General features: G+C 45.6%; 31 protein-coding genes. 12 read left to right on the top strand and 19 right to left on the bottom strand.

The window, feature by feature from the left end; all coding sequences use genetic code 11:
• Positions 1-125: 125 nt before the first annotated feature.
• The 6 genes from AC1DV1_RS15730 to AC1DV1_RS15705 all read left to right on the top strand — a co-directional run bounded on the left by AC1DV1_RS15730 (position 126) and on the right by AC1DV1_RS15705 (position 5,918).
• On the top strand, positions 126-404 hold the full coding sequence (locus tag AC1DV1_RS15730) for a hypothetical protein (RefSeq protein ID WP_477360818.1): 279 nt from the start codon (positions 126-128) through the stop codon (positions 402-404).
• A 146-nt stretch (positions 405-550) separates the two neighbouring features.
• Complete coding sequence (locus tag AC1DV1_RS15725) at positions 551-961, top strand: plasmid mobilization protein (protein WP_477360816.1); 411 nt, start codon at positions 551-553, stop codon at positions 959-961.
• On the top strand, positions 928-2,142 hold the full coding sequence (locus AC1DV1_RS15720; protein ID WP_477360814.1) for a relaxase/mobilization nuclease domain-containing protein: 1,215 nt from the start codon (positions 928-930) through the stop codon (positions 2,140-2,142). The genes AC1DV1_RS15725 and AC1DV1_RS15720 overlap by 34 nt, the downstream gene beginning before the upstream one ends.
• Before the next feature lie 4 nt (positions 2,143-2,146).
• The gene (gene mobC, locus AC1DV1_RS15715) at positions 2,147-4,075 is read left to right on the top strand and encodes a conjugal transfer protein MobC (RefSeq protein WP_477360812.1); all 1,929 of its coding nucleotides are present in this window, start codon (positions 2,147-2,149) and stop codon (positions 4,073-4,075) included.
• Positions 4,076-4,178: 103 nt separating this feature from the next.
• Positions 4,179-4,985 carry a hypothetical protein gene (locus AC1DV1_RS15710; RefSeq protein WP_477360810.1) on the top strand — a complete coding sequence of 269 codons (807 nt, stop codon included), beginning with the start codon at positions 4,179-4,181 and terminating at the stop codon, positions 4,983-4,985.
• A 27-nt stretch (positions 4,986-5,012) separates the two neighbouring features.
• Positions 5,013-5,918, top strand: a complete 906-nt coding sequence (locus AC1DV1_RS15705) for a hypothetical protein (RefSeq protein WP_477360808.1) — start codon at positions 5,013-5,015, stop codon at positions 5,916-5,918.
• A 58-nt stretch (positions 5,919-5,976) separates the two neighbouring features.
• Here AC1DV1_RS15705 and AC1DV1_RS15700 read toward each other — a convergent pair whose 3' ends face one another.
• Together AC1DV1_RS15700 and AC1DV1_RS15695 are read right to left on the bottom strand one after the other, a co-directional pair.
• Positions 5,977-6,216, bottom strand: coding sequence for a hypothetical protein (locus tag AC1DV1_RS15700; RefSeq protein WP_477360806.1), 240 nt, complete (start codon positions 6,214-6,216; stop codon positions 5,977-5,979).
• Positions 6,213-6,545: a hypothetical protein gene (locus AC1DV1_RS15695; protein WP_477360804.1), complete on the bottom strand. Its 333-nt coding sequence runs from the start codon at positions 6,543-6,545 to the stop codon at positions 6,213-6,215. Before AC1DV1_RS15695 ends, AC1DV1_RS15700 begins: the two co-directional genes overlap by 4 nt.
• Positions 6,546-6,647: 102 nt before the next feature.
• On the opposite strand from AC1DV1_RS15695, the gene AC1DV1_RS15690 reads away from it, so the two are divergent.
• Positions 6,648-7,049 (top strand): hypothetical protein, encoded by a 402-nt coding sequence (locus tag AC1DV1_RS15690; RefSeq protein WP_477360802.1) that lies wholly within the window; start codon positions 6,648-6,650, stop codon positions 7,047-7,049.
• Between the two features lie 4 nt (positions 7,050-7,053).
• The gene (locus tag AC1DV1_RS15685; protein ID WP_477360800.1) at positions 7,054-7,278 is read left to right on the top strand and encodes a hypothetical protein; all 225 of its coding nucleotides are present in this window, start codon (positions 7,054-7,056) and stop codon (positions 7,276-7,278) included.
• On the opposite strand, the gene AC1DV1_RS15680 is transcribed toward AC1DV1_RS15685, so the two are convergent.
• Together AC1DV1_RS15680 and AC1DV1_RS15675 are read right to left on the bottom strand one after the other, a co-directional pair.
• Entirely contained in the window at positions 7,275-8,660 is a 1,386-nt protein-coding gene (locus AC1DV1_RS15680) for a hypothetical protein (RefSeq protein WP_477360798.1), read from the bottom strand. The two genes, AC1DV1_RS15685 and AC1DV1_RS15680, sit on opposite strands and share 4 nt — an antisense overlap.
• A gap of 20 nt (positions 8,661-8,680) precedes the next feature.
• Positions 8,681-10,183, bottom strand: a complete 1,503-nt coding sequence (locus tag AC1DV1_RS15675) for a CehA/McbA family metallohydrolase domain-containing protein (RefSeq protein WP_477360796.1) — start codon at positions 10,181-10,183, stop codon at positions 8,681-8,683.
• 87 nt (positions 10,184-10,270) lie between these two features.
• Between AC1DV1_RS15675 and AC1DV1_RS15670 the strand changes: the two genes are divergently transcribed.
• Positions 10,271-10,414 carry a hypothetical protein gene (locus tag AC1DV1_RS15670; RefSeq protein WP_477360794.1) on the top strand — a complete coding sequence of 48 codons (144 nt, stop codon included), beginning with the start codon at positions 10,271-10,273 and terminating at the stop codon, positions 10,412-10,414.
• A 143-nt stretch (positions 10,415-10,557) separates the two neighbouring features.
• On the opposite strand, the gene AC1DV1_RS15665 is transcribed toward AC1DV1_RS15670, so the two are convergent.
• The 15 genes from AC1DV1_RS15665 to AC1DV1_RS15595 all read right to left on the bottom strand — a co-directional run bounded on the left by AC1DV1_RS15665 (position 10,558) and on the right by AC1DV1_RS15595 (position 22,711).
• Positions 10,558-11,316: a hypothetical protein gene (locus tag AC1DV1_RS15665; protein WP_477360792.1), complete on the bottom strand. Its 759-nt coding sequence runs from the start codon at positions 11,314-11,316 to the stop codon at positions 10,558-10,560.
• 15 nt (positions 11,317-11,331) lie between these two features.
• On the bottom strand, positions 11,332-12,357 hold the full coding sequence (gene traM / locus AC1DV1_RS15660) for a conjugative transposon protein TraM (protein WP_477360790.1): 1,026 nt from the start codon (positions 12,355-12,357) through the stop codon (positions 11,332-11,334).
• A gap of 1 nt (position 12,358) precedes the next feature.
• Positions 12,359-12,586: a hypothetical protein gene (locus AC1DV1_RS15655; protein WP_477360788.1), complete on the bottom strand. Its 228-nt coding sequence runs from the start codon at positions 12,584-12,586 to the stop codon at positions 12,359-12,361.
• A complete protein-coding gene (gene traK, locus AC1DV1_RS15650; RefSeq protein WP_477360786.1) occupies positions 12,583-13,200 on the bottom strand; it encodes a conjugative transposon protein TraK in 618 nt (205 codons plus the stop codon). The genes AC1DV1_RS15655 and traK overlap by 4 nt, the downstream gene beginning before the upstream one ends.
• Positions 13,201-13,205: 5 nt before the next feature.
• On the bottom strand, positions 13,206-14,399 hold the full coding sequence (gene traJ / locus AC1DV1_RS15645) for a conjugative transposon protein TraJ (protein ID WP_477360784.1): 1,194 nt from the start codon (positions 14,397-14,399) through the stop codon (positions 13,206-13,208).
• Between the two features lie 60 nt (positions 14,400-14,459).
• Positions 14,460-15,107 carry a TerB family tellurite resistance protein gene (locus AC1DV1_RS15640; RefSeq protein ID WP_477360782.1) on the bottom strand — a complete coding sequence of 216 codons (648 nt, stop codon included), beginning with the start codon at positions 15,105-15,107 and terminating at the stop codon, positions 14,460-14,462.
• On the bottom strand, positions 15,094-15,777 hold the full coding sequence (locus AC1DV1_RS15635) for a hypothetical protein (protein WP_477360780.1): 684 nt from the start codon (positions 15,775-15,777) through the stop codon (positions 15,094-15,096). The genes AC1DV1_RS15640 and AC1DV1_RS15635 overlap by 14 nt, the downstream gene beginning before the upstream one ends.
• Complete coding sequence (locus tag AC1DV1_RS15630; protein ID WP_477360778.1) at positions 15,764-16,462, bottom strand: conjugal transfer protein TraI; 699 nt, start codon at positions 16,460-16,462, stop codon at positions 15,764-15,766. Before AC1DV1_RS15630 ends, AC1DV1_RS15635 begins: the two co-directional genes overlap by 14 nt.
• Positions 16,434-16,745: a hypothetical protein gene (locus AC1DV1_RS15625; protein WP_477360776.1), complete on the bottom strand. Its 312-nt coding sequence runs from the start codon at positions 16,743-16,745 to the stop codon at positions 16,434-16,436. Before AC1DV1_RS15625 ends, AC1DV1_RS15630 begins: the two co-directional genes overlap by 29 nt.
• Positions 16,742-19,201: a TraG family conjugative transposon ATPase gene (locus AC1DV1_RS15620; protein WP_477360774.1), complete on the bottom strand. Its 2,460-nt coding sequence runs from the start codon at positions 19,199-19,201 to the stop codon at positions 16,742-16,744. The genes AC1DV1_RS15625 and AC1DV1_RS15620 overlap by 4 nt, the downstream gene beginning before the upstream one ends.
• Positions 19,188-19,496, bottom strand: coding sequence for a DUF4133 domain-containing protein (locus AC1DV1_RS15615; protein ID WP_477360772.1), 309 nt, complete (start codon positions 19,494-19,496; stop codon positions 19,188-19,190). The genes AC1DV1_RS15620 and AC1DV1_RS15615 overlap by 14 nt, the downstream gene beginning before the upstream one ends.
• Entirely contained in the window at positions 19,493-19,786 is a 294-nt protein-coding gene (locus tag AC1DV1_RS15610; RefSeq protein WP_477360770.1) for a DUF4134 domain-containing protein, read from the bottom strand. The genes AC1DV1_RS15615 and AC1DV1_RS15610 overlap by 4 nt, the downstream gene beginning before the upstream one ends.
• On the bottom strand, positions 19,783-20,292 hold the full coding sequence (locus AC1DV1_RS15605) for a hypothetical protein (RefSeq protein WP_477360768.1): 510 nt from the start codon (positions 20,290-20,292) through the stop codon (positions 19,783-19,785). The genes AC1DV1_RS15610 and AC1DV1_RS15605 overlap by 4 nt, the downstream gene beginning before the upstream one ends.
• Before the next feature lie 230 nt (positions 20,293-20,522).
• Positions 20,523-21,455, bottom strand: coding sequence for an RteC domain-containing protein (locus tag AC1DV1_RS15600; RefSeq protein ID WP_477360766.1), 933 nt, complete (start codon positions 21,453-21,455; stop codon positions 20,523-20,525).
• Complete coding sequence (locus tag AC1DV1_RS15595; protein WP_477360764.1) at positions 21,452-22,711, bottom strand: aminotransferase class I/II-fold pyridoxal phosphate-dependent enzyme; 1,260 nt, start codon at positions 22,709-22,711, stop codon at positions 21,452-21,454. Before AC1DV1_RS15595 ends, AC1DV1_RS15600 begins: the two co-directional genes overlap by 4 nt.
• Before the next feature lie 218 nt (positions 22,712-22,929).
• Here AC1DV1_RS15595 and AC1DV1_RS15590 point away from each other — a divergent pair, with 218 nt between their 5' ends.
• From AC1DV1_RS15590 to AC1DV1_RS15580, 3 genes are all read left to right on the top strand, one after another.
• Positions 22,930-23,502 carry a Crp/Fnr family transcriptional regulator gene (locus AC1DV1_RS15590; RefSeq protein ID WP_477360762.1) on the top strand — a complete coding sequence of 191 codons (573 nt, stop codon included), beginning with the start codon at positions 22,930-22,932 and terminating at the stop codon, positions 23,500-23,502.
• Positions 23,503-23,627: 125 nt separating this feature from the next.
• A complete protein-coding gene (locus AC1DV1_RS15585; protein ID WP_477360760.1) occupies positions 23,628-24,059 on the top strand; it encodes a MauE/DoxX family redox-associated membrane protein in 432 nt (143 codons plus the stop codon).
• Between the two features lie 136 nt (positions 24,060-24,195).
• Complete coding sequence (locus AC1DV1_RS15580) at positions 24,196-24,519, top strand: hypothetical protein (RefSeq protein WP_477360758.1); 324 nt, start codon at positions 24,196-24,198, stop codon at positions 24,517-24,519.
• The last annotated feature ends 51 nt before the right edge of the window (positions 24,520-24,570 follow it).

The raw sequence follows: 24,570 nt of genomic DNA, 5'->3' as shown, positions 1-24,570 counted from the left end.
ACCATAATAGCATGATAACAATAATTGATAGTGATGTGGGTTGATAGCAAACTAGCATCAGTTGATAGCAATGTAGCATGATAGCAGGTTCATATGAAATTGATAGTTAACTATCTTAATAGCGAATGGAAAATTACAAGAACAAACTAGGTAACCTGGCCGACAAACTTAAAAAGGAACAGCCAAGGACGCCCATTCAGGAAGTGATGCCGGTGAAGGTTGAAGCAGCCCCAAAGGAGCCTGAGGTACAATTCAACAACCGGATACCCAAGGGGCTTTTGAAGCGGCTCAAGACATTTGGACTGGAGTATGAGGAATCCCTTAAAGATATCAATATACAGGCCCTTGAACTTTATCTATGCCACAAGTCGAAGCAGGAAGAAACAACTAAAAATGCCGATTAAAACACTGATAACAGGATAAGACCGCCCGCTTCGCAGCAGTCAGCAAGATGTACAATTGTGTCACAATTGAATCTTGCCCCGGCCTCCGCTGTCGGCCACGGTCCAGGCAAAAATCCTCCGAAGTCAGATTTTTAAAAAATAACAATATGAGTGTACAGGAAGATAACAGGTCAAGGTGGTACAATATCCGGTTGAAACCTGACGAGTACCGATTGCTGAACGGCAGGTTCCAAAAGACCCAATTCAGAAAGTTGAGCGAGTATATGCGCAGCCTGCTTTTAGATAAGCCCATAACGGTCACCTATCGCGATAAAGCAATGGATGATGTGCTGGAAGAAATGATCCTGCTCAGGCAGGAACTCAACGCTATCGGCAACAATCTTAACCAGGCCATGCGGAGCATCAATAGCGCTCACGGAAATGCGGATACCAGGCTTTGGATGAATTTGATGAGCGTGGTCAATAGCAAACTGGAACCGGCAATCTTTCAGATCAAAGAACGGATGAATCAATACGCGGATATATGGTCGCAAAAATTAAGAGCGGCAAAAGCCTGATCGGCGCGCTCAACTATAATGAGAACAAAGTGAGACAGCAAAAAGCTACATTGATCGAGGCAGCCAAATACTTTAAAGACAAAGAAGATCTGTCTTTTAATGACAAGCTTTTCAGGTTAACCGACCTCGCGGGGATGAACCAGCGCTCAAAAACCAATACGGTACATATCTCATTGAATTTTCCGAACGGTGAAAATTTGGCGGATGAAACCTTGCGGGAGATCGTTAAAGATTATCTGCATGGTGTCGGTTTTGCAACGCAGCCCTATTTAGTTTACCGGCACGAAGATGCAGGTCATCCGCACATCCATATCGTCACTACCAATATTAAACGGGATGGTGAGCGGATCAGCCTGCATTATCTGGGACAAAACGAATCGGAAAAAACACGCAAGGCTATCGAAATCAAATATGGTCTGACCAGAGCCGAAGATCAAGCTAAACAAAAACCCAACCTCAAAGCGGATATAGCGGCAGCGGAGTATGGCAAAGCTGAAACCAAGCGCACGATCACCAATATCCTGGGCTTTACGCTGAGGGCCTACAAATTCACGAGTATTCCCGAACTCAACGCGGTTCTACAACAATACAATATTCAAGCCGACCGGGGTTCCAAAGACTCCCGGATGTATGCGCGTGAAGGATTGGTTTACTGGATACTCGACCGGCAAGGTAGCAAGGTCGGTGTACCAATCAAGGCGAGCACGATCTATGGTAAACCGACACTGAAAACACTGGAAGAAAAGTTCAGGCTTAATGAGCAATTGCGTAAGCCTTTCAAAGCAGGCCTTATTAAAATATTGGACGAGGTATTGGCAAAGCCTCAAACCAAAAGCAACTTTCAAAAAGCGCTAAGAGCAAAAGGCATCCAGTGTATTTTACGCCAAAACGAAGAAGGCCGCATTTATGGCGTAACATTTATCGACCAGAAAAATAAGGCGGTTTTTAACGGCAGTGATTTAGGTAAAACCTACAGTGCTAATCAACTCAGCGGGCAGTTACTTCCCGACCCATTAATCAAATCCAACGGCCAAAATCAAAGCACTTTCGGCCTGGATACATTCAATCAGGCATCAATCAGCGGTGACGAAATGCTTGATGTTTTATTCGCTGCCGAGCGTGAAGACCTGGCCGCCCTAAATAAATTCAAACGCAAAAAACGTAAAGGACTTAATCTCTAACATTATGCAAACCGGAGAAAACGAACAGGCATTGCGCAAGATCATTGATTTTACCAGGCTACTCAGCATCGCCATATTAATCATTCATTTTTATCTATCCTGTTATTCAGCATTTCAGGAACTGAAATTAACGCATAAGATTGTCGACCATATCCTGGTGCCGCTATCCAAAATGGCCGTATTCAAAACAGCTTTTATCGCCAAAGCCAGCGCGTTGTTATTGCTCATGGTATCGCTGGTCGGCAGCAAGGGCAAGCGCGATGAAAAGATCAGGCCGAAAACTATTGTTACTTATTGCTTTACTGGTTTACTATTGTATTTCATCAGCAGTTTGTTTTTAGCGCTACCCTATAGCTTGATAATCATAATGGTGCTTTATATAGCGACTACAGCCTTTGGTTATTTATTATTTATGACTGGTGGCGGCCTGCTCTTCCGGATGCTCAAACTCAAATTGGGCGGCGATATCTTCAATAAGGAAAATGAAACCTTTCCGCAGGAGGAACGGCTGCTAGAAAATGAGTACTCCATCAATTTGCCGACTAAGTACCAACTGAAAGGCAAGGAAAGGGACAGTTGGATTAACATTATAAATCCGTTCAGAGGTACTTTAGTTGGTGGCAGCCCTGGTGCCGGTAAATCTTATTTTGTGATCCGCCATATTATCACGCAGCATATTAGAAAAGGCTTTAGTATGCTGATCTATGATTTTAAATACGATGACCTTTCCCGCATCGCTTACAATACACTCAGAGAACATGGGGGTCGCTCGTTTTATGTCATCAACTTTGAGAAGATCATGCACCGCAGCAATCCGCTGGAACCCGATACGATGCTGGATATTACCGACGCAATGGAATCGGCCCGGACAATCATGATGGGTTTGAACCGGGAATGGATAAAAAAACAAGGTGATTTCTTTGTCGAATCGCCAATCAATTTCGTAACCGCGTTGATTTGGTTCTTGAAAAAGTATGATGGTGGCAGATACTGTACGCTGCCTCATGTTATCGAGCTATCATTAGTGGACTATAAAGACCTGTTTGCGGTGCTTAGCAGCGAACCGGAGATCGAGGTACTGATCAATCCTTTTATATCAGCCTGGAAAAACGAAGCTTTTGAACAATTGGAAGGTCAGATCGCCAGCGCTAAGATCAGCTTGGCACGCCTCTCTTCGCCGCAGCTTTATTACGTATTAAGCGGTAATGATTTCTCGCTTGATATCAATAACCCGAATGAACCGAAAGTAGTTTGCTTGGCGAATAACCCGCAAAAATCACAAGTTTACGGAGCCGTGTTATCTTTGTATATCAATCGTATCAATAAACTGGTTAACCGGAAGAATCAGCAGAAATGCAGCCTGATATTTGATGAATTTCCCACTATTTATTTCAACGGTATTGATAACCTGATCGCTACCGCCCGCTCTAATAAAGTCGCGGTCACTTTAGCTGTTCAGGATTATAGCCAGCTTAAAAAGGACTATGGACGGGAACAGGCTGAGGTAATTATGAACATAGTCGGCAATATTGTTTGTGGCCAGGTAACAGGTGATACTGCCAAACAACTTTCTGAACGCTTCGGCAAGATAAACCAACAAAAGGAAAGTATATCTATTAATAGTAGCGATACTTCTATTAGCCGGTCTACGCAATTAGATTATGCGATACCCGCCTCTAAAATTGCCGGCCTTTCGTCTGGTGAATTTGTCGGTATGGTTGCCGATGACCCTATCAATAAGATTGAGCTAAAAACCTTTCATTGTCAAATACAGAATGACCACGAAGCCATTTCCGAAGAAGAAAAAGGTTATCAAGAAATTCCGGGGGCAAGGCAAATAAGCCCTTCAACAATCATCCTGGCTTATCAGCGGATTAAAATAGAAATAACTCAGCTTATTGAAAATATGACTCAGGTTAATGACGATCTTTAAAGAGTTTATCATTTTTTTTAGGCTTGCGAGTAAACTATGAGGACGGGCCGATACAGTAGTAATTATTATAACTATCTTCACGCCAGCATCAATTACATTACTCATGCCTGAACTTGCACTTTCGGAAATCTTAGCAGCTTTAGGGGGCACATCTGCCATATCTATAGCCATATCAACTTATCTAAGCAAACTTGCATCAGACCGCCTAAATATCAAATGGAAGGCTAAAGCTGATCAGGACCTTGAACAATTTAAAGCGGATATGGCTAAGAATCAAGCCTTAATAACTAACATCTATACACAATACACCAATGGCTATCACCACGGCCAGGAAAGGAGGCTAAAAGGTATTGAAGTATTGTGGAATAACTTAAGGACTATGGTAGACTTTGTTGATACCCTTGCCTCATCAATTTATAATATTTTAACTAAAGAAGAAATTGAGAATTATTGGTCTCGTGAGTCTAATAATGCTCATTACCAATCGGAAAAGTTAAGGTATTCGGATTTAAAAATAGAAAATCTTGCGAATGGATTTTTTCCTTATGCTGCACCCGTTGAACAGGAACGGCCCTTTTTAGGAGAAAAGATATATCAGCATTATACCTATTACAAGGTTTTTTTAGGCAGGCTTAGCTACCTGATTATAAATGGTGCTGAGAAAAGAAAATTTATTCACTGGCACGACGACGTGGCCATCGTCGACATACTAAAAAGTGCGCTCACTTCGACGGAATTTAATTACGTTATTAGTTCGGAATTACGCAGTTATGAGTTGACAAAAAATATTATGGAGATCAAATTGATTGGGGCGATAAATGAGGTCATTTCTGGCCATGCGGCTACGGAGAGTGCACTGGATTTGGTTAAAAAATATGATGCTGCCAGGCAATCAATGCCTATATCTTAGCCCTTAAAATATCAATAAATTTGTTTTATGACATTATGTATTGCCTTCAGGCATTTCAACAGAGGTGATTATGACCAGAATTTTATTTTATCAGATAGCCGCCTCACGGTGGTAAGACGGACACAGCCTGACAGTACTGTTTCTTCTGAGCAAATTACCGAAAATGTAGAACGAGCATTTCCTTTATTACCTGAGAATGTCGAGATTGTTCATCAAAACGATTCAGGAATCAAAATACATGTGATCCACTATGAGAAAAAGTCTGGGCGCCGTGATATTACGATAACCGTTGCGGGTGCCGTCGCTCTGGGGATACTTAGCGCCATTCACTTGGAAGCAACCCTTAATGGGCTATATGGTAAGTATAGCTATGAACAGGTCTTAGACATCATCGAAGATCATTTGAACCGTTTTTGGCAGACAGCCTATGATCAGGACATCGAATATCTTATCATGTTAGCAGATGATGATGGTAAAACACATTTATGGAAAAAAGTCGGTGGCCGCGGAGGTATTAAGCCGCTCTCCGAAGTCATGGACGAAAATGGAATGCTACTTGGAGTTATAGGCGATCAGGCGGAGCTAGTAAGGCAACAGATATTTGGCGACGTGAATAAATTAACTTTGTTAAATCATGATCTGATATTAGAAGAAGCACTGGACATCGCCAGTGTCCGAGCTCTGYGCGCTGCCATTGAGAATAAGGATAATCCATTGGTAGGCGGCGGTATTCAAGCTGCTGTCATGAAGGGTACAGAAGGTTATTATATGACGGCCTCCTACAATGGGCGGTATTTTTTCCGGGGTGTTGAATTTGGCCCCACTCTACGCCAGGACAACGCTCCGCTTAAGCATCCGACCTGGCCTTATGACCTGGCTTATTACGATCCCGCAGTTTCTATCGAGACAGCTGCCGAGACTTATCATAAATGAACGGTTCCTTGAATTAAGAAAAAGGCCCGCCATATCTTACTTTCTAAATTAAAGGATATCAGGAAGAGCTTAACTTAGCGAGTTTTTCCGCCACCGCTTGCAGCAACCTGATATTGACTTTACCGGGATTTGTTTCGTTCATTGCCCGGTAGCCACCTTCTTCGTCCGGTTCAAAAGTAAAAGTAATATCTTCAATCAAAACGGCAATACGGTGTGTATACCCCCAGCGCTCGAAACAGGCTTTAAATTCATGTTCGGTTCCCTGGTAAATGACCGGTATGACAAAAGGCTCGTTCATGCTGTTAAGATAGCCGTTCCATATAACCTGGCGGCTTCCTGTGGGAATAAAGCTGAATCTTGCGGCACTTCTTTTACATAAAGTTCCGTTTCCAGTAAGGTTGTAAAAAAGAAATCTACCGCATTTTTTAATGTGGGTAATTCAACTTGGGTACTTTGAAATAAATATACCCTCTCCGGAATAAAACCGCCTTTGATCTTGTAAAGAGTAGCCAGGCAATAATATCTACGCTCCGTCATCACTACCTCTTTTATATCATTCACAAATACCCGCAAATCGGAATCCGCAATTATTGTCTTGTTATTTTCTGTTAAAACATGGTAAGCCATCGTTCCACAAATTATATTTACAAACTACGCTAAAAATATTAGTATTTTTGAATATGTTCATAATTTTGTGCCATGTACTATGCCGGGAAATTTTACGAACTGTTGCTGAAAGATTTAACAGATTGGGTCTGGAACAACAAAAAGCTTCTGCGTAAGATCACACCCCACAACCTGAAGTATTTGTTTGAGTTTCATCCCAACCGCGGCCTGTCTATTGACCTGCGGCGCTTTGAAACTGAATACTACCTGGAAGTATTTTATCCTCCTGAAATTAAGAAAGCATACATCGATGAGTTTGTTCGTAAGGTATGCGTAGTTATTGCTCAAAATTTAAAGCGGGCCGGACGGTCGGATCTGACTTTAACCATTACCGTACGGCACATGGTTTCAGAGCAAAGCCACTGGAAAACCTTTTTTATCGATGAAAACTTTAACGGTGAAACCTTGCGGCCGCTGACAAAAAAAGAGGAAGATTGGTATTACCGATTCAACGATATATCTTAGCCTTATGACCCTTAATGATTTTAATGCGCTGAATAAGGATGAAAGTGCCGCTATAGCGATGCAGGGGAAGTTCATTGATATACGTTATGAGGACAATTTTAAAATAGCGTTATACAGTCATCCTGAATTCTATGCTGAGGTATTTTACGACGGAAAAAAAAACCAGATAGTCCGCTGCCGTGCGTTCACCTCAGCTGTGCCGCTGGCTGCTTATATTCATTTAACTTAAAATAGTGAATTGACGGGAATGCTAAACTTAACACCCCATAATCGCGTATCGTTCACATTGATGTTTCGGTAATCGATATAATTAAAAAACGGTTCGATATTGATGTTGCTTTTGCCCGTCTTATCTTTTAACCCCAGGATAAATCCGACAGATGGTGAAGATATATAGCCGGTATTCTGTCCGGCGATATTGGAGATTGCGAACTTATTACTATAGCTGGCATCCAGGCCCAGGCCGATTTTTTTTAAACTATAAAGGATTATGAACTGGCCTCCAAGATCCGGCAAGATTTTGGTTCTGATCTCATCGTTATCCAATTGATAGACCGCTTTTTTACTAGTCTCTAAATAAGCCTGGTCCGAGAGTTTATTTAAGCCGTAGTAAGTCGCAGGGGTATATATGCCTGAAAAGGTATTCTTCATGCCAAGCTGCGCATTCAAATTCCAATAAAAACTCCATTTTGAGGCAAAACCCCAGAAATTGTTGATCGACAAACTTACTGAAGGTGTATAGGTGGCCTTTGATAAGGGCGCATCGATGGTTGCAGGAAGGGCTTTTACGATATAATCGGCATTATCGAAAGACAGCGCATTAGCGGTAACTTTCAACCACCAAAAGGACTTTTTTTTCCATTCAGATTTGACCATCGCTTGCTCGTAAAATGCAATACTATCTAAGTAAGCCCCTTTCAAACCGTCCTCATCAGCATATTCAGAATGGTTAATAGCATAGCGTCGATTATTGACCTCATAGCGTTTTTTGAGCTCATTATACTTGAAAGCTGCATCGAACCCATTAGTAAATTGTTGCGCCAAGTCACTGTACAACTGAACATAGGGTGCTTTGTGGTTTTCTTCCGTTTCGGCGTCGGCAACTTCATAACCGTAACGAACGCCAAAAATACCTGTCCAGGAAAAGGCGACCGTAACTTTCCGCCATTCTTTCAGATCCAGGATCGATTTGTTGTTTAGCGTAGCACCCACATCGAAAGATAAAATATTTTTAAAATTTCGCTTTTGCAATACGGAGCTACTCGGCACCCAGGCGTATGGGCTAAAAGTGAGTTTATAGGTGTTTGGGTCAATACTTAAAGCTGCATATTGTCCTACTGTAGMCGAATTATCTGTACCGGTGAGCTTCGCAAAGTCACCTTTGATCAAAGTGCGGAACGTATATTTGGACACGAGGTTATATTTTTTACCGTCTTTTTGCTGCTCGACCAAACTACCCAGGTTTTCCGTATTGATGCCCTGCAATATTGTGTTAACGCGGCCTGATGTTAAAGACGTTTTCTGATAATCGTAATAGTAATCGTCTTTAGTTTGTGCAAAGACGGTTTGAATGCTACATATAGCCAGGATGGTCATTAGATATTTATACATAATGATAAGGGGTTAATGATTTAAGGTTCTTGTTCGACGTTCGTTTCCATGACGCAGGCGTGCAGGGCGCGTCCGGCGGGCGGTGTATCACCGGAGCGGATATTTTCCGCTTTGATCAAGCCGATGGAGCGGCAGCCCCTTTTGTGATAGACCTGTGATGATGATGATGAGGTCCAGTAAAATGCAGCCGGCGGAATACTGGGGACCGCCTGGGCAACAAATGCTTCCGCAATTACAGGATTATTTAAATTCACCCAGACTGGCGCAGTCCAGGCGCGGTCTTGTTTGGTGCCGGAATTTTGTATGATCTTGATATAATAAAAAGATGGTTCAATAGTCGCGAAAATACCGGTCAGGGTAATATCCCCTGCATTGGAATCGGTTTTGGTCAACAGTACGCCATCGGAGGCTTTCCAGGGAGTGGCGGTCGTGCTTAGTTCCGGGTGTATGGTTCCCCCGTAAATTTGAACATCATATTTAGCATTCGGTTCATCAGCGTCGCTGATGCTGACGTTGAATTGCAATTCGCTTTCCGGCGCAGCGTTGATGGCGGAGCCCATGGTCGCATTATTGATCTTTAAGATTACTTTCAGGTTTTTGTCTTCGGTGGCGAAGGTGCGGTTGTTACGGAAAGCATTCAGGATGTCGCTTTCTTTAAGAGATTCGCTAAGCACGCCGGTCCGGGCATCGGTAATACCCCCCCAGGTTTTGTAATGGTTATCCTGCCCGGCTGTTGGTGATACCCGTAAACCTTGCTTAAGGTAAAAGAAATATTCATCTTCCAGCGGACGATAGGGTTTGGAAACGGCCGATAAAGCCGGTCCCGTCAGCACCTCGATGAGGTGGGTATATTTGGAATGTGCGATCACCCAGTCTTTAAAATCAGGCCCCAGGTCGTTCGCGTCGATACCGTAATCATTGAACATGTTTTTTTTAACGCCATTATCCGCGCCTTTATAAAATAAGTCTTTTTGGACATCAGGGTGATTCAACTGAACGACAGGGCTTCCATATTGCTGGAGGAGCTCAAAAAACGCCTTGAAGTTACCGTTAGGCACCCTAATCACTTCGGGTAACCCGAATACATTAGCATGGTTGCTACTCGAAATAGTTGAAAACTCCTGGCCGTAAAGTGCCAGGAAAGTTGGCGTGGTCGCTTCCTTCGCAGCTTTGATCAGCGGTTTGATACTGATGGTTTCCGTATGTTCCTGCCCGTCTTCTTTCCATTTTCGGGTAACAGTGACATTGTTGTCTCCGTTATAAAGTTCAGGTTTGGTAGCGATCAAAATACCGTCTTTGCGCTCTTCCGCATCGTTTTCAGCAGCGGCATGATTATGTTCCGTCAGCGCAAAGAAATCTAAACCTTTGGTTTTAGCCATACTGTAAGCTTCTTCCGGCGTACCCGAGCCGTCTGAGATTAGCGTATGGCCGTGCAACAGACCATAGTAGACTTTAAGATTGGTTTGTGCCTGTGCCGTCAAAGCCCCAAGCATCAGGCAGGTGAAAAGCAGTTTTAATTTCATGACAGGTTGGTTAACGTCTTAAATTTAAGCGTTTTATATTAAAAAGCAAACTATCTTAATTGATTATTTTGGCTTTAAATTATTGTTATGGGTAAAAACGAAACTTATTATGAAATGCYGCTTCGGGAAGAACTCAACTGCCTATTAGAGGTCATACAATCAGAAGCGCAAATAGCTATAGCGAAAAAAGACCTGGCGGATGTGCGCGAGGAATTACTGGTTTACCAGTAAAAAAGGATGGTATCGCATTCCTTTTTGGATATGATTGCAATTAAAAAATAAAAGTCCCCAACACTTGCTGCCGGGGACTTTAAACCTAAACCTTATCACAATTGACGGAAAGAGTCCGTCATTAGATGACGGCAATTTACGCTTTATGGTTTCATTTTAGGGCCTTTTCGCTGCTTTTTTTCCGGCGCATCCTCCGGTCCCTGCGCTTGCTTTTGATCTTTCTTATTTTCATTTCTGAGTTCCGGCTTTTTGTAATGTTCCAGTTGCTGGGCTTCGCCTTTGTAATTCGTGAGGTTGACCCGGTGTTCGGCAGGATTGGCTTCTAAATACAATTTAACTTCTTTGCCATCCTTTATAGCCGTAACCTGGTGTCGGTTGCCTTTCTCTAATGATTTGATCAGTTTTTCCCTGGCCCCTTCTTCGTTGATACCGACGATATCCAGCTTATCGATGGCGCGTTCCGGCTTGTAGTTCCAGCCGTCAGTAAACGGCCTGAGTTTATAATTACCATTATCCGTTCGGTTTTCCTTGTCAATAATGATCCAGGCATTATACTTTTCGCCTTCAAGATTTTCGAGTTGTTTGTGGACCGCCCGGCCTTCCATTAAATTATAGGCTTCTTTTGCGGTAATTCCGCTGCCTTTATTGATATAAAAGGTTTGCTGCATCTCTTTGTCTTTTAAAGACGCGTCGTATTTATTAAAGAAATACATTTCGTTATTGTCTCCGCCTTTGTAATGCAGCGTGTAACCGACGCCTTGTTTGTTATACTCCTGCTCGGTGCTCAGGGTGAATTCCTTTTTACCCGACTTGATGTTCTTTTCCAGTTCTTCATTGAGTTTCTCGCCAAACCCCAGGTTCAGCAGTTGCTTTTGCAGGTAGCTTAAATTCTCTGTGTTCATAATACTTGTTTTTAATTAACGGTTGATTTTTAACAGGACGGGGTATTCGTCCTTTAATTTGACTTTAATCTTTTTTACCTTTTTACTGAACAGGCTTTTAGCGGCATTCACTCCACCTGCCGCCGCCTGTGCGCCGATGCTTTGGTCCATGGTCAGGAACTGCATACTTTGGATCGCATTATCGGCACCATTGCCCGCCGCGCCGCCGAGTTCGGCTTCCGGCGCGGGTATGCCCGGCATACCGTCCAGGCTGAATACGGTTAAATTGACCGGGATGATCTGCTTATCCAGGCGTATGTTCTGAATGGTCAGCAGCAACCGCTGGTTGGTGACCTGGCACACGCCAAAGATTTCCTGTCCTTTGGATAATAATTGATTTTTAAGGGTGACACTATCGGTTAGTTTCAATTTAACAGCGCCGCCATCCATTACTTTTTGTTTACCGTCTATGATAGCAGGTATGGCGCGGAACGGTTTAGCCGGTTCTGTTGCTTCAGCCTTGGGCTGTACGGATGCGGGATTTTGGATCGCCTGGATCTTATCCAGCATTTTGTTTAATTGCTGCATCTCCGGATCGGGCGCATTATTGCCGCTATTCATATTACGCATCATTTTTTTTAGCTGCCTGACCTGCTGCGGCTCCGGCTCATCATAACCGGTCGGCTGTTGTCGCATTTCCTGCGGCTGGCTGAGTTGCTTGTTCAATTGGGCCAGTTTTGCCTGTATCTTCTGCGCCTGGTCATCCGGTGTCGCTATGGAATCATTTTGTTTCGGGGCTGCCTGATCCAGGCCCATGGACTTTAGAAAGGCCGGACTGACGCCGTTCTGTGTCGAATCATGCTGTGCGGCACGGTACACAGCCATTTTATCGGTTTGATCTTTGTCCCTGAATTGCGCTTCGGGCAGGTCGGTATCCAGGCCTTTGTTATTCACAATCATCTGCCTGCCGCCTTTGCCGCCGCCTAAGGCCCAGAAGGCCATCGTCAGAAAGGGTATCACCAGTAATGGCAATACCAGTAGAAATTTTCGTTGCTTTTCCATATCAGTGTTTTTTTAGGGTTAATGAGTCTTTAAAAGTTGGCCCGGATGGCCGGCCGATATGCTGCGGTACCGGGATCGGTTTAATTTGCGCATCGAAATGACTGTAGTAGATGCTCAGCGCCAGCAGGCACAGGAATACCAGGCAAAATCCGAAATACAATAGTATTTGCGTCCATTCACCGCGGCTGTTGAACCAGTCATTGAGCCGGTAGCTATAGCGGCGTATCATTGGTTATTGATGGTGGTATCCCGGTTAGCGATAGTTTCCCACTTTTCGATCAGGAAGCCGTGCGGGTTATTGTCCGAACGGCTGACATTGCGTAGCTGACCCTGCGTAACCAGTAGCTTATTGATTGTCGAAGTAGATCTGATCAGTTTCTCGGTGGCGAAACACTTGAAGGTATACGGATAACTGTTCATATTCAGCTGGATGCTGTCTACCGTGATCTGCTGGCTGATATTTCCGGAGATCAGGTTATTGTAATAGCTCTTCTCTTTAAGTCCGTTATACTGGTTGCGCGCGCTTTCATCGGCCAGGTACAAGGCCTTGCTGATGTTACCTTCGATCACCTTTTCGTCGGGGTCCAGCGTAAAAAAGTAATGGTGGAACATTTTAATGTGGTCGCGTGCTTCGACGGGTATATTATCTTTCCGGTCAGCCGCGATGGCTTCCAGAGCCTTACCGTTGGCCAGCACGTAGATATGCGCCGAAGCTTTCTGGTAGGCGGTAAAAGCAAAATAAATGGCCGCAACCGATATCAGGGCGCTGCTCAGTATCACCAGCGCGACAATGCGTTTATTCTGCTGGAAAGCGGTTTCGATATTTCTGAGGTGTGTGAACATGATGCTTATTTTTTAGGGTTACCATTGATTTTTTCTGCCTGTACATCATTGGCACCGGCCGAGCGGTAGCCGTCTGCGATATAGCCGGGCATATTGACGATATTTTTAGCGCCTTCGGCCATCCTGGAACCGGTAGCGTAGGAAGCAGATTTTACCGGGTTCAGGCTGATCGCTGTCAGGTTGGTGACTTTATTTAACAGGCCATTACCGCCGCCGGGATTGATGATATAACCGGAAACGGCAGGGACCGTAAAATAGCCGACTATGCCGATCATTAAAAAAATGAGATAGGCTGTATCGGTGGAACTGAAGAAGGTATCGCCCGCGCTCTGTACTTGCTGGATATCTAGCTTTAGCATATTTTCCTGTACTTTCCCGATGATGCTGCCGAAAATATTGGCGACAGGCAGCCACAGGAACACGTTGAGGTATTTAGCCAGCCAGGTCGTCAGCGTATGCTGGAAGCCGTCAAAGACCGAAATACCAAATACCAATGGGCCGAGTATTGCCAATACAACCAGGTAAAATGTCCGGATGGTGTTGATGCAAAGTGCGGCAGCTTCATACACCACCTGCAAAACTTCAGACATCCATTGCTTGACGCTGTTCCTGAATTTGTAGCTGGCTTTATCCATGGCGAATTTGACATCGTTGCCAAGGCTTGAAAGGAATTTGTCATTTTTTCCTTCAGTGTCATCAGGATGGGTGTATTTATACCATTTGTCGCGGTCCCCTTCACCGGTTTCACCAACATATATCTGCCAGGTATTTGTTTGTTCAATAGCCGCCTGTTTCTGGGCCAGCAGTTTGGCGATAGCGGCATCCGAATTCTTGACCATACCGCCGGTTGCGGTTACAACCGGGTTCATGACACCGTTGATCACCGCGATTACCGTCGGAAACAACAGGATCGCCATGCCCAAAGCGAACGGCCGCATCAAAGGATAGAAATCTACAGGTTCGGCATTGGCCAAATGCCGCCATACACGCGCGGCGATATACCAGAGCGCACCGAATCCCGCGATACCACGGGCTACACCGATCAGTTGGCTGCACATGGGGAGCATTTCGGAATAGACATTATCCAATACGCCTTGCAGGCCATGAATATCATCCGCCAGCCCATCGGCCCTGGAAAATAAGGGAATGAAGATCCCCGTCAGCACCAGTGAGGCGCTTAATAATTGCTTCTTTTTCATCACGATTGATTTTAGTTTTTTCGCGCTGTTAATGTTTGTTCAAAGGCGCTCAAGAGCGTTTCACGGAGTTATGCCATAGAGCCGCTTGAGCGTTTGTGTTTCATTCAGGTCCCTGCTTCGCTGTAAACTCAGCATCACGGCTTGCCGGTTGAAAAAACGCAGTAATTGTAACTGGTCGGAACTGCTGTTATAAATGCGGTCAATGGCCCGCAGGCGGTCATCATCGGACATCCGTAACTGACCGGCAGTCGTCACGCTGGCCAGGTCGTCGATATTGGCATCACTTTGCTTCACCAACTGACTGAACACATTATTAATATAACTGAGTTCACTGTTATTGAATGTTCCGCTTTGCCGGAACAAACTGGCATAGCGCTTATACTCGCTGAGAATATCATTTTGCTGGCTCATGATCTGGCCGACCCTGGGGTTATTGCGGACGGCAGGGTTAATCGCCATTAAGCCGGTCAGGTAAATGTTGTGCAGGTCAAAATTACCTTTCGATAAATTGGAAATGGTACCGTAACCCTGCTGGTAGATCTGGTAACCCTTTTTCATATCGGACAGGATCGCTTTGAATTGGGTCAGCTTTTCGATGTTTAACAACAATTGCTGCAATTCATCGCTTTGAGCATGGGCCCTGATGCTGAAAATTAGCATCAAAACCAATACAGCGCCATAACGCTTGATTTTGTTAATCCTTTTCATACAAACGGTTTAAAGTGGTCACTTCATTTTTACGCTGTTGCTTTTGCAGCGCATAAACTTTAACCTGGCTGCCAAAGGCAGCTGCAAAACGGTAATTATCCTGCATGGCATCATGAAGGCTGGCGATCTGCCGGATGCGTTCTTCGTCGCTCATTTCGGTTTTTTGATCCGTTAGTACCGTTTGCAGGTCGTTTAAGCGGGCATCGCAGTCGTTTAATAAAGCGGCACAAACTTGATTGAGGTAGTTGATTTCGGTAACGGTAAGGCCCTGCTGACTTTTGATGGCTGACGTTTGCTTTAAAATATCCTGTTGCCAGCGCAAGATGTCCTTTACCTGTGGGTTAGTACTGACCGGGACGCTAACGTTTTTCAGGTGGGTGTAATAGCTGCTGTGTAAACCATATTCATTGCCGATATAGCCGCCAATGGAACCCAGGCCGCCTTTAGCGATACCGTAGCCTTTTTGCAGATAGCCGCTGTACATCTGCAAGGCAGCGATCTGCTGGAGCAAATATTTTTTTTGCGTTTTCTTTTGGCTGAACCACTCCGCAAAAGTTTGGGCCCGGGCGCAATGGCTCATAGCCACTGTTACCAAAGTAAATACGATTAATGCCTTCGCGTTCCGGCGAAGGCCGGTTGCTTGTTTCAAAAGCTGTTCAACGGATGCCATAATAGTTTTTGATAGTTTGCACTTCATTCAGATCCTTGCTGCGGTGGAGGCTGAGGATCATATTCTGGTTATTGTATTGTTTCAGGTCGCTGTAGTTTTCGTCCAGCCGGTCACCGGCCTCGTTAATAGCCTCCAGCCGCTGCTGGTCGGTCATCTGGGTTTTTCCGGGATTGACGACCAGCATGATCTGGTCGAGGTTCTTAGCGGAGGCGTCCAAAATGCCTAAGTAAACCCGCTGCATTTCATTGATCTCTTCGATCCGGAAATGTTTATCCGATTGGAAAAGTCTCCAGGCCTGTTGATATTCGCCAACCAGGGCTACCTGTTTCAACGTAAGGTCTTTGATACGCCGGTAATAGGCAATAGTGGATTTGACCTTCCATAGTTCCTGGTAGTATTCATCATACAGGGAACGCTGTTTTTCGGACCAGTTCGAGATTTCGTTCAACCTGAACCTGGACAGTTCGTTCTCCAATGTTTTTTGGGCGTTTTGCAGCCAGATGGTCTGGTTCTGCATACGCTGGACTTTCAGGTCGACGGCCTTGATCACTTTTTTGACGACGAGTTTAACCGCCTCAACAACCGGGATCTGTGCACGGACTCCATTTGCCAGGCCGATTAATACGATGATAGCTATGACTTTTATTGCTTTCATATCAATCAATTTTTTTATATTGAGTATCACCGATCAATAATCCGTTTCCCTCAAAAACAATGACGGCGGAACCCCATTCATTCAAGCGCCACTGATTTACACTCCACTTTTTTGGTTTTAATTTTCCGTTCAGGATTCTTCTGTAGCCGACTCTGTTGGTGACTACGTTGTCCTTTATTATTATCGTGTCTTCGGCCACCGAATACTCACCTTTTAAATTGGCGACATAAGTTCCATTTTGATTTTTGGGTCCACAGGCTACAAACAACGTAGCTGCAAATGATGCAATGCATCCGATCAGTAGTTTTTTCATGCGGCGTTATTTTTAGTTTGTTCTTCTTCCCGGACAATAACCGCGATGGCTTTGCGGATATCGCCGTATTTCTTTTTGTAAGCTTTAACTCTGGCTTTTTCAGCGGATTCCGTGGTATAGGTCCAGTATTCTTCGCRGCTCACCTCGGTGCGGTAAACCCTTGACAACTGCCCGTTCAGACTGATGAATACTTCCTTGTATTTATAGCGTTCATCATTGGCCCGGTTCATACTCATAATGAGTGCGGTTTCCTTATCGGTGATACCCAGGAGTTGCTGAATTTTCGGAAAGTCGTTCTGGTACTTGCGCTGATCCAGCAATATCTTGCAATCACTGTTATTGATAATGGCTTGTTTGACCACAGGCGAACTGATGATATCTTCAATATCCTGGGTAACAACCAGTGCTTCGCCGAAATACTTCCTCACCGTTTTGAATAAATACTTAATGTATTCGGCCATGCCTTCACGCGCGATGGCTTTCCATGCTTCTTCGATCAATATCATTTTACGCGTTTCCTTGGATAGCTTGCGCATTTTAGACACGAAGGTTTCCATAATGATGAGCGTGACCACTGGAAATAGTATCGGGTGGTCTTTGATATTATCCAGTTCAAATACGATAAAGCGGCGGTGCAGCAGATCTAAGTTTTCTGTTGCGTTCAACAGGTAATCATATTCACCGCCCCTATAATATGGCCGTAATACGAACAATAAATTATCGATGTCGAAATGTTCATCTTTTACTTTACTAGCCTTCATGGTTGCGTAAAATGGCCCCTGTAAAAACTCGTAAAAAGAATTGAAGCAGGCGAACTCCGGGTCTGATTGGTAATAGTGAAAAAGCGCGTCTGATATGGCGATATACTCCGACCGTTGCACGCCTTCATCTTCCTTTTTCCAGAGCGCGAGGATCATAGCCTTAATACTTTCCCGTTTTTCAGTATCCAGCGTGTCGCCTTCACCTACATAGAAAGGATTGAAACTGATGGGGCTGTCCTCACTGTAGGTGAAGTAATAGCCGTCCACAAATTCGCAAAGGCCTTCATAACTATGGCCGACATCGACCAGCACGATGTGCGCGTCCTGCTCATAATAGCTACGCAGCAGATGATTGGTGAAAAAGGATTTCCCGCTGCCGGACGGTCCTAAAATGAACTTGTTACGATTGGTCGTGATGCCGTTTTTCATCGGCTCATCACTCAGGTCGACATGCAGCGGGTTGCCGCTCAACCGATCGCCGAGGCGAATTCCGCAGGGTGAAAGACTGCTCCGGTAGTTGGTTTCCAGGTTAAAAAAACAGGCCGCCTGTTCGGCGAAAGTGTCAAACGTATCATTCATCGGGAAGTTCCCGCTGTTGCCGGGCAATCCAGCCCACCAGATCTGCGGAGCGCCGTCCGTTTCCTGTTTGGGCTGGGCGTCCAGTTGGGCCAGCGCCGAACTGACTTTGTTTTTGACATCTTTCAGTTGCGCCTTATCGTCCGTCCAGGCCAGGATGTTGAAATGTGCCTTAACCGGAAGCCGTTGCTGGCTGATCGCTTCGTTCAAAAACTCCTGGGTGGCATCACGGCCTATTGCGTTTTCGCGGGAGTAGGCCGAGAGCGATTGCAGGCGCAGCTTCTTGGCTTCCAGTTTCTTTAAAGTTTTGGCACTGTCTTCAATAAATAAATATTGGTTGTAAATATGGTTGCAGTTCAGCAAGGCACCCAGCGGGCTGGCAAAGCCGGTACTGAACTTGGTTTTGTCTGTACTGTACTGGTCATAGGTAATTCGCGGCCCGCATAAGGCCGGCAGGTTTTCGGCTTCCGCCAGCGTATATAACTGGCAGCGGTTATCGCCGATCCGCAATTCGTCCCGGAGGTGAATGTCCTTCAGTTCCGGTTCATCATCCGGGCTGAGGAGGAAACAATATTGTTCTAAAATGCCTGGTGTGACCAGTGTACCGGCCAGTTCATTATCATTCAAACGGCGTAAGGCCACCAGTCCGCTGTCCTCCATCACCCGTTTGAACTGGCCCGCGCTATCCAGGAAATCACGGAATAGTTCCGCGTCGGTACTTTGGGCCGGGGTCAGGCGTTTGCGCAGCAAACTACTGACGGAACTATTAACGGGTTTGTAGTTCTCCGGTCTTTTGGTCAGCACGATCAGGCAATGGTGTGCGAGATATGGGCGTTCGTTAAAAAAACGTTCGCTGGCATGGCTCAGAAAGGTCTTGTCCCCAAATTGTGCCTGGTAAACTGACGCGACAAACCAGTCCTGTTTATGGAAAATACTATTTTTGGGCAGCAACTTAATGGCTTTTACCCAGGTTTGGTGAAAGGCCATGTATTCATCATTGGATAAAGTAAACAGTTCGGGCAGCCGGACTTCGTACGCAACGCTTAATTCGCCTTGCATGGATAACAAGATGTCGTGTTCGACCTTGTAGATCGGAAATATTTGCTCAGCGTTTTTCATAAAACAACCTCCTTGTTTTGAATTTTAAATAAGCAGGCAAATATTTCCGGGCATTTTTTTTCATGAGCCCGTATTCGCCGTACTTGTGACTTAGGTTGAATACCTGGTAAAAGAGCAGGCCACCCAATCCCGCTATGACGATCATGCATACATAGACGGAAGCTCCGCAGAGGTACATGATCGCGAACAGGATCAGCAGTATGACCAGGCCTGCGCCTAAATAGCCGATGTACTGTCCCCGCAACCCCTTAAATTCGATGGGGCGGTTGATGCCTTTGTTGATCGGATAGCTCATATGCCAAAGAATGATTTGATGACCGTAGCGACAACAACGAGGAAGATCATGCTGCCAAACCAGCTAGAGGCGACTTTGCCGGTGTCGCCCTCGCCGTCATTCCATTTTTTATAAACTTTGATGGCACCGACCAGGCCCACAATAGCGCCTATGGCATACATTAAATTGGTACCCGTGGCGAAGTAGCTTTTGACCTGGTTGGTGGCTTCATTGATGCCGGCATTCCCATCCTGGGCCATCGTTGCCGTTGCGATCAAGAGCAGGGAGATAATTGCTGTTATCTTTTTCATGATGCAAATGTTAGAGGCCATTCACTGGCCTGGATTTGAAAAGGAAGTTTATGGGTTGCGAAAGTCTTTAGGTGGGTAATGACTGCAGGCAGGCTGATCTCGTCTGCAAAGACTTCGTATTTATCCAGTAATAGCTTAAATAGGGAAAGGAATTCCGTTTTGTTATCATTGTCTCCGTAAGCCTCAACGAGTACCATGGCTTCGGCCAGCAGGTCATCGCCCGGTCCTTTGGGCAGCGTTTGGTCGCTGATATCGTCGGGCTCAGAAGCCGCGAAATGCAGCTCTTCAGCCGGGTAAAGGCCGGTATCGGTTTCGGGTTTTGCCGCACCCATGACAACGGTCAGTTGATTGGCCACCGGAGGCACCGTGCCTTGAGCTGCCGGCTTGATCTTTAACCAGGCGGCCAGTTCTGTACGGTAGTAACGCAAGCCGATATAGGCATACCAGGCTACGATAAGGATGAGTATGGCAGTAAGATATTGCTGCCAGGATATCGCGTTTAACATAGTCTTTTGTTTTAAACCTGACAGCACCATGCCGCCGGGCGAAACAAAAGTGGGTACCTATCTGTGGTTTGTTTCACCACCTGTGAACGGGTGGTATCTTAATCCCTGATCCGCGTACCCGCATGGACGGGTATAGACTAAAAAACATAACCGGTCAAGGCAGTCTGAATTTAAAATGAAAATTTAAGAGCCGTGTCCTCATGCCGGATGGTTCGCGGTCGTTGCTTTCCTTATTTAAAGGAATTGGCCGTCACCAAATGGATAGATGGCTGCAAGTATTGGGCGGCAGCAAAAAGTGCAGTCATTGCAGCGAGGAGTATCAAAGCCAGCTTATCGTTGATGAAATTCTCGAAGCTGTTTTTGAGCCGGTTCAGAAAGATGAACATATCTTTCTTCCGTCGGCTGATATCCAGAAGCTTATGATAAGTCTCATGCAGTTCAGTCTGGAATACAAATTCAAAAATAGAGACCAGTTCACTGATGTCGATATTGCCGTGGTTAACCGCCCCCGACGACTTCAGCGAATAAAGTAATTCTACCGCGTCCGTCTGGCTGGCCGTCCAGTTCGGATGTTTAAACGGGAACACTTTATGCCCGTTTAGCGGCAGCAGGCCCTCGTTGCCGACCTTCGCCAGTTCAAGGATCAAGTAATCCCGGAACTTTTCATGTGCTATGATCTTGGATAATTTATAGTCATGAGAAGTGCTGTATTGTTCGTCTTCTTCAAAATCCTCCAATTCCATCAGTACATCGAAGCTACCGCGGGTATAGTAAATGGCATCCATGTGCGTGCTGCGGGAACGGTAGTACTGGTAAAATGCCTTGTTGTTATCAAAGAAGCGCTGGAGATCCGATAAGTGGAAATTAATATAGGCACGTATGGCCTCCTCCCCGCAGGGAGGCAGCTGCATCAAAAAGTTATAAATATTGATGAAATAAATGTATTTGCTGTAAAACAGCGGTTTTAATTCCTTAAAGAAATAGATCTCCTCCGCCGAGTCCGCAAAAGCATAGCTGGAGATATAGCGCTTGAGTTTGGTCATGGCTTTTTTGCAGATCAGGATGGAAACCCGGTATTGCTCAGTTAGGGTCGATTCATTCAGGATAGCCTCTGACAATTGGCTTTCCATGGCGGCATAATACCTTTCAGCTGTTGTTTTCATGATTTTCCGGTTAAATGTAGTTGATGGTCAATGACGGCAAAGGCATTCAGTACTTTGTCCAGGTGTTCGCGTGTATGGGTGGCCATCACGTTCATCCGGATACGCGCGTTCTTTTTGGAAACGGCCGGATACATGATGGGGTTGGTATATATGCCTGAACGCAGCAGTAACCTGCCTGCTTCCAGTGTTTTGGGGATATCGCCGATCTTGACGGGGATGACCGCTGAACAGGTTGTGCCTACATCGAATCCCAGGCTGACCAGCCCGCTTTTCAGGTAATCAATGTTTCGCCATAACTGTTCACGCCAGGCAGGTTCTTCGTCGATCAGTTCGATGGCTTTGACAATGCCCATGATCGCAGGCGTGGCTGTCGTGGAAAACAGGTGCTGCTTTGACTGGAATTTAAGGTAATTCACCAGCTCGCGCCCGGCGATCACATAGCCGCCAATATTGCCGAGTGCCTTGCTGAATGTTCCGGTGATGATATCCACCTGTTCAAATAGACCATACAACTCGATCACGCCCCGCCCGGTATCACCGACAACGCCGATGCCGTGGGCATCATCCACCACCAGGTAAGCACCGTAATGATGGGTCAATGCTGCGATCCGGTCCAGGTAAGCGATGTCTCCGTCCTGGCTGTATACCCCGTCAACAACCACGAATTTCGTGCGGTACGCATCTTTGGCCTTGGAAAGGATCTGTTCCAGGTGATCCAGGTTATTATGCAGGAACTGTTTGGTATTGGTGGTGATGCAGCCTTCATAAACGCTGGCGTGAACAGCCATATCTATAATGGCTAAGTCTTCCTGGTGCATCAGGCATTGCAAGGTCGCGCTGTTGGCGGTATACCCCGTGGTGTATAAAATGGCATCCGTTTTTTTATAGAATTTGGCAATCTGTTGTTCCAGCAGTTCGTGGTAACTGAAATGGCCGCCGATTGCCGGTGAAGCCCCCGAACCTGTGCCGAAGCGGCTGATCCCCTCGATCACTGCTTCTTTAATCTTAGGGTGCTGGCTGAATCCGAGATAGTCGTTGGAAACCAGGCACACGGCTTTAGTTGGAATGCTTTCTCCGGGTAAAAGAAGTTCCATCTCCGGGCCGACCGGGCTGACCGATTCGATCCTGTAATTGAGGTGGCCGTTCTGTTTTAAAAAATCCAGGTATTGCTGGAATTCCCCGGCGGTTTGAAAAGCATCCAGCCCTGGTATGTTTTCAAAATCCTTAAAGCTCGCTTTGGTAAAATCTATTTTCATATCGGTAAATGTTTAACTATCATGAAAATAGGTGTCCGAATCAGCACAATCGGTTACATGGAAATATTTATTTACAATAATTTAACAATAAGTAAATATTGACCGTCATGTAACCGCTTTGCCGGAATCAGGCAATTAGTTTTGGACAGGCCGGGGCATTCCGGTCAGGATCGCTTGTCCGTTAGGACGAGCCTTATATGGAATTGATTACTACACCTATGTCCGTTGAGCAATTATTACATGATTTAGCCGGATGGACCGATCTGTCCGGCGTTTTTAAGGAAGCCTTGTTATCCGGCCTGCATCTCGAGCGTTACAAACAGCACCAGGTCATTGTCGGCGAAGGCCAGATCGAGAACCGGCTTTGGTACCTGAGTATCGGATTCGCCCGCTGTTATTTCTACGATAGTGACGGCAATGAGCAGACGATCAGGTTCTGGGCTCCGGGTGAGATTATCTTTTCCTACGAGGGTTACCTGAAAGCTCCTGCAGATGTCTATATCGAAATACTGGAAAACGCAGAGTTACTCTCCCTGACCTATAAGAAACTGGATATTCTGTCAACGAGTTATCCTGAAACGAAAGTGCTCATACGGTCCTATATGTTAAAACAATTGCGAAAGGATTTCCGGCGCACGGTACTCAATGCCATGAATTCAGAAGACCGTTACCGCGCGTTACGAAAGGAAAACCCGCTGGTATTCAAATATGCGCCATTAAGAATGATCGCCTCCTACCTCGAAATGAGCAGGGAAAGCCTAAGCCGCCTCATTTCCAGGGATCATCTGTAGCGGTTTGATCACACCCGGTTGTGAGAATCGAAAGCATCAGGCGTGATTTTTTAGGTGTCAACACGTGACGGATGGGCTTTACCCGGCCAGCGGCGGGATCTAAATTTGATTGCGATCCCATACCTATGAAAACAACTGCCTTTACCGATGCCATTATATTTCTGCTGATCCTGCTCTTTGCCTACACCGCTTTCAGCAAACTGATGGATTTTACGGAGTTCAGCGGGCAAATGTACCGGCAACAACTCCCTGCCTGGGCAGCCGGGACGCTAATCTATACCTTGCCTGCCATAGAATTACTCACAGTTGCTTTGCTTTGTCATCCCGGGTACCGCAATGCGGGTTTATTTTTATCCGCTATCCTGATGACGGTGTTTACGGTTTATATCGGTTTGGCGTTGGCCGGTGCTTTTCCGCAAAAGCCTTGTTCCTGCGGCGGCGTGTTCAGGCACATGGGATGGAAAAGACACTTTTTATTCAATCTCTTTTTTTTGCTGTTGACGTTTACCGGATTATATCTCACGGACAGGGAAAGGAGGATACGGCAAAAAAGCTAAGCTTTGATTGCGGATCCCATGACCGGGTGTCATGGATCACGCACAGGATCAGCCGAAAACCTGGCAGAGAGTAGGCTATAATTGTCCGAATTTCATTTAAAGTTTTCCGCGCTTTTTGATATAAAGGTGCTACATCATGAAAAAACAGTTTTTAGGCCTGGCGGCCATTGTTATCGCTGTAAGTGCGAGTGCATTTACCACTACCCACAAATACAGCACTTATTTTTACCGTTATACTTCGAGTTCCCACGCGCAGACCGATATTCAGAATATCAATAATTATGTGCGTCAGGACCTGACCTGCGGTGACGGGGCCAATGTCTGCGGGGTCTACCTTGCGACCAACAAACCAACCGGACAACAACCGGTGACCAGTGAATTCAATTCAGAACAATCCGCGCTGTGGGCTTCACAGCAAAATGGCAGCCCGAGCGATGCCAATATTGACATGAAAGAATAATTCCTTCGCTCAATGTATGAAAAGCAGCGGGTTCAGCCTATTGAACCCGCT

Source organism: Mucilaginibacter sp. P4_D1 (assembly GCF_056401935.1).
Note: the sequence above shows the minus strand (reverse complement) of the source record. Positions and strands in the feature narration are given on the sequence as shown.

Excerpts from the sequence above, each read along its gene's own strand:
- AC1DV1_RS15610 (WP_477360770.1), bottom strand. The coding sequence starts at position 19,786 with ATGAAAAAGATAACAGCAATTATCTCCCTGCTCTTGATCGCAACGGCA.
- mobC (WP_477360812.1), top strand. The coding sequence starts at position 2,147 with ATGCAAACCGGAGAAAACGAACAGGCATTGCGCAAGATCATTGATTTT.
- AC1DV1_RS15605 (WP_477360768.1), bottom strand. The coding sequence starts at position 20,292 with ATGTTAAACGCGATATCCTGGCAGCAATATCTTACTGCCATACTCATC.
- AC1DV1_RS15665 (WP_477360792.1), bottom strand. The coding sequence starts at position 11,316 with ATGAACACAGAGAATTTAAGCTACCTGCAAAAGCAACTGCTGAACCTG.
- AC1DV1_RS15730 (WP_477360818.1), top strand. The coding sequence starts at position 126 with ATGGAAAATTACAAGAACAAACTAGGTAACCTGGCCGACAAACTTAAA.
- AC1DV1_RS15585 (WP_477360760.1), top strand. The coding sequence starts at position 23,628 with ATGAAAACAACTGCCTTTACCGATGCCATTATATTTCTGCTGATCCTG.
- AC1DV1_RS15580 (WP_477360758.1), top strand. The coding sequence starts at position 24,196 with ATGAAAAAACAGTTTTTAGGCCTGGCGGCCATTGTTATCGCTGTAAGT.
- AC1DV1_RS15625 (WP_477360776.1), bottom strand. The coding sequence starts at position 16,745 with ATGAAAAAACTACTGATCGGATGCATTGCATCATTTGCAGCTACGTTG.
- AC1DV1_RS15615 (WP_477360772.1), bottom strand. The coding sequence starts at position 19,496 with ATGAGCTATCCGATCAACAAAGGCATCAACCGCCCCATCGAATTTAAG.
- AC1DV1_RS15695 (WP_477360804.1), bottom strand. The coding sequence starts at position 6,545 with ATGGCTTACCATGTTTTAACAGAAAATAACAAGACAATAATTGCGGAT.
- AC1DV1_RS15710 (WP_477360810.1), top strand. The coding sequence starts at position 4,179 with ATGCCTGAACTTGCACTTTCGGAAATCTTAGCAGCTTTAGGGGGCACA.
- AC1DV1_RS15600 (WP_477360766.1), bottom strand. The coding sequence starts at position 21,455 with ATGAAAACAACAGCTGAAAGGTATTATGCCGCCATGGAAAGCCAATTG.
- AC1DV1_RS15675 (WP_477360796.1), bottom strand. The coding sequence starts at position 10,183 with ATGAAATTAAAACTGCTTTTCACCTGCCTGATGCTTGGGGCTTTGACG.
- AC1DV1_RS15720 (WP_477360814.1), top strand. The coding sequence starts at position 928 with ATGGTCGCAAAAATTAAGAGCGGCAAAAGCCTGATCGGCGCGCTCAAC.
- AC1DV1_RS15635 (WP_477360780.1), bottom strand. The coding sequence starts at position 15,777 with ATGGCATCCGTTGAACAGCTTTTGAAACAAGCAACCGGCCTTCGCCGG.
- AC1DV1_RS15685 (WP_477360800.1), top strand. The coding sequence starts at position 7,054 with ATGACCCTTAATGATTTTAATGCGCTGAATAAGGATGAAAGTGCCGCT.
- AC1DV1_RS15590 (WP_477360762.1), top strand. The coding sequence starts at position 22,930 with ATGTCCGTTGAGCAATTATTACATGATTTAGCCGGATGGACCGATCTG.
- traK (WP_477360786.1), bottom strand. The coding sequence starts at position 13,200 with ATGTTCACACACCTCAGAAATATCGAAACCGCTTTCCAGCAGAATAAA.
- traJ (WP_477360784.1), bottom strand. The coding sequence starts at position 14,399 with ATGAAAAAGAAGCAATTATTAAGCGCCTCACTGGTGCTGACGGGGATC.
- traM (WP_477360790.1), bottom strand. The coding sequence starts at position 12,357 with ATGGAAAAGCAACGAAAATTTCTACTGGTATTGCCATTACTGGTGATA.
- AC1DV1_RS15640 (WP_477360782.1), bottom strand. The coding sequence starts at position 15,107 with ATGAAAAGGATTAACAAAATCAAGCGTTATGGCGCTGTATTGGTTTTG.
- AC1DV1_RS15725 (WP_477360816.1), top strand. The coding sequence starts at position 551 with ATGAGTGTACAGGAAGATAACAGGTCAAGGTGGTACAATATCCGGTTG.
- AC1DV1_RS15655 (WP_477360788.1), bottom strand. The coding sequence starts at position 12,586 with ATGATACGCCGCTATAGCTACCGGCTCAATGACTGGTTCAACAGCCGC.
- AC1DV1_RS15595 (WP_477360764.1), bottom strand. The coding sequence starts at position 22,711 with ATGAAAATAGATTTTACCAAAGCGAGCTTTAAGGATTTTGAAAACATA.
- AC1DV1_RS15700 (WP_477360806.1), bottom strand. The coding sequence starts at position 6,216 with ATGAACGAGCCTTTTGTCATACCGGTCATTTACCAGGGAACCGAACAT.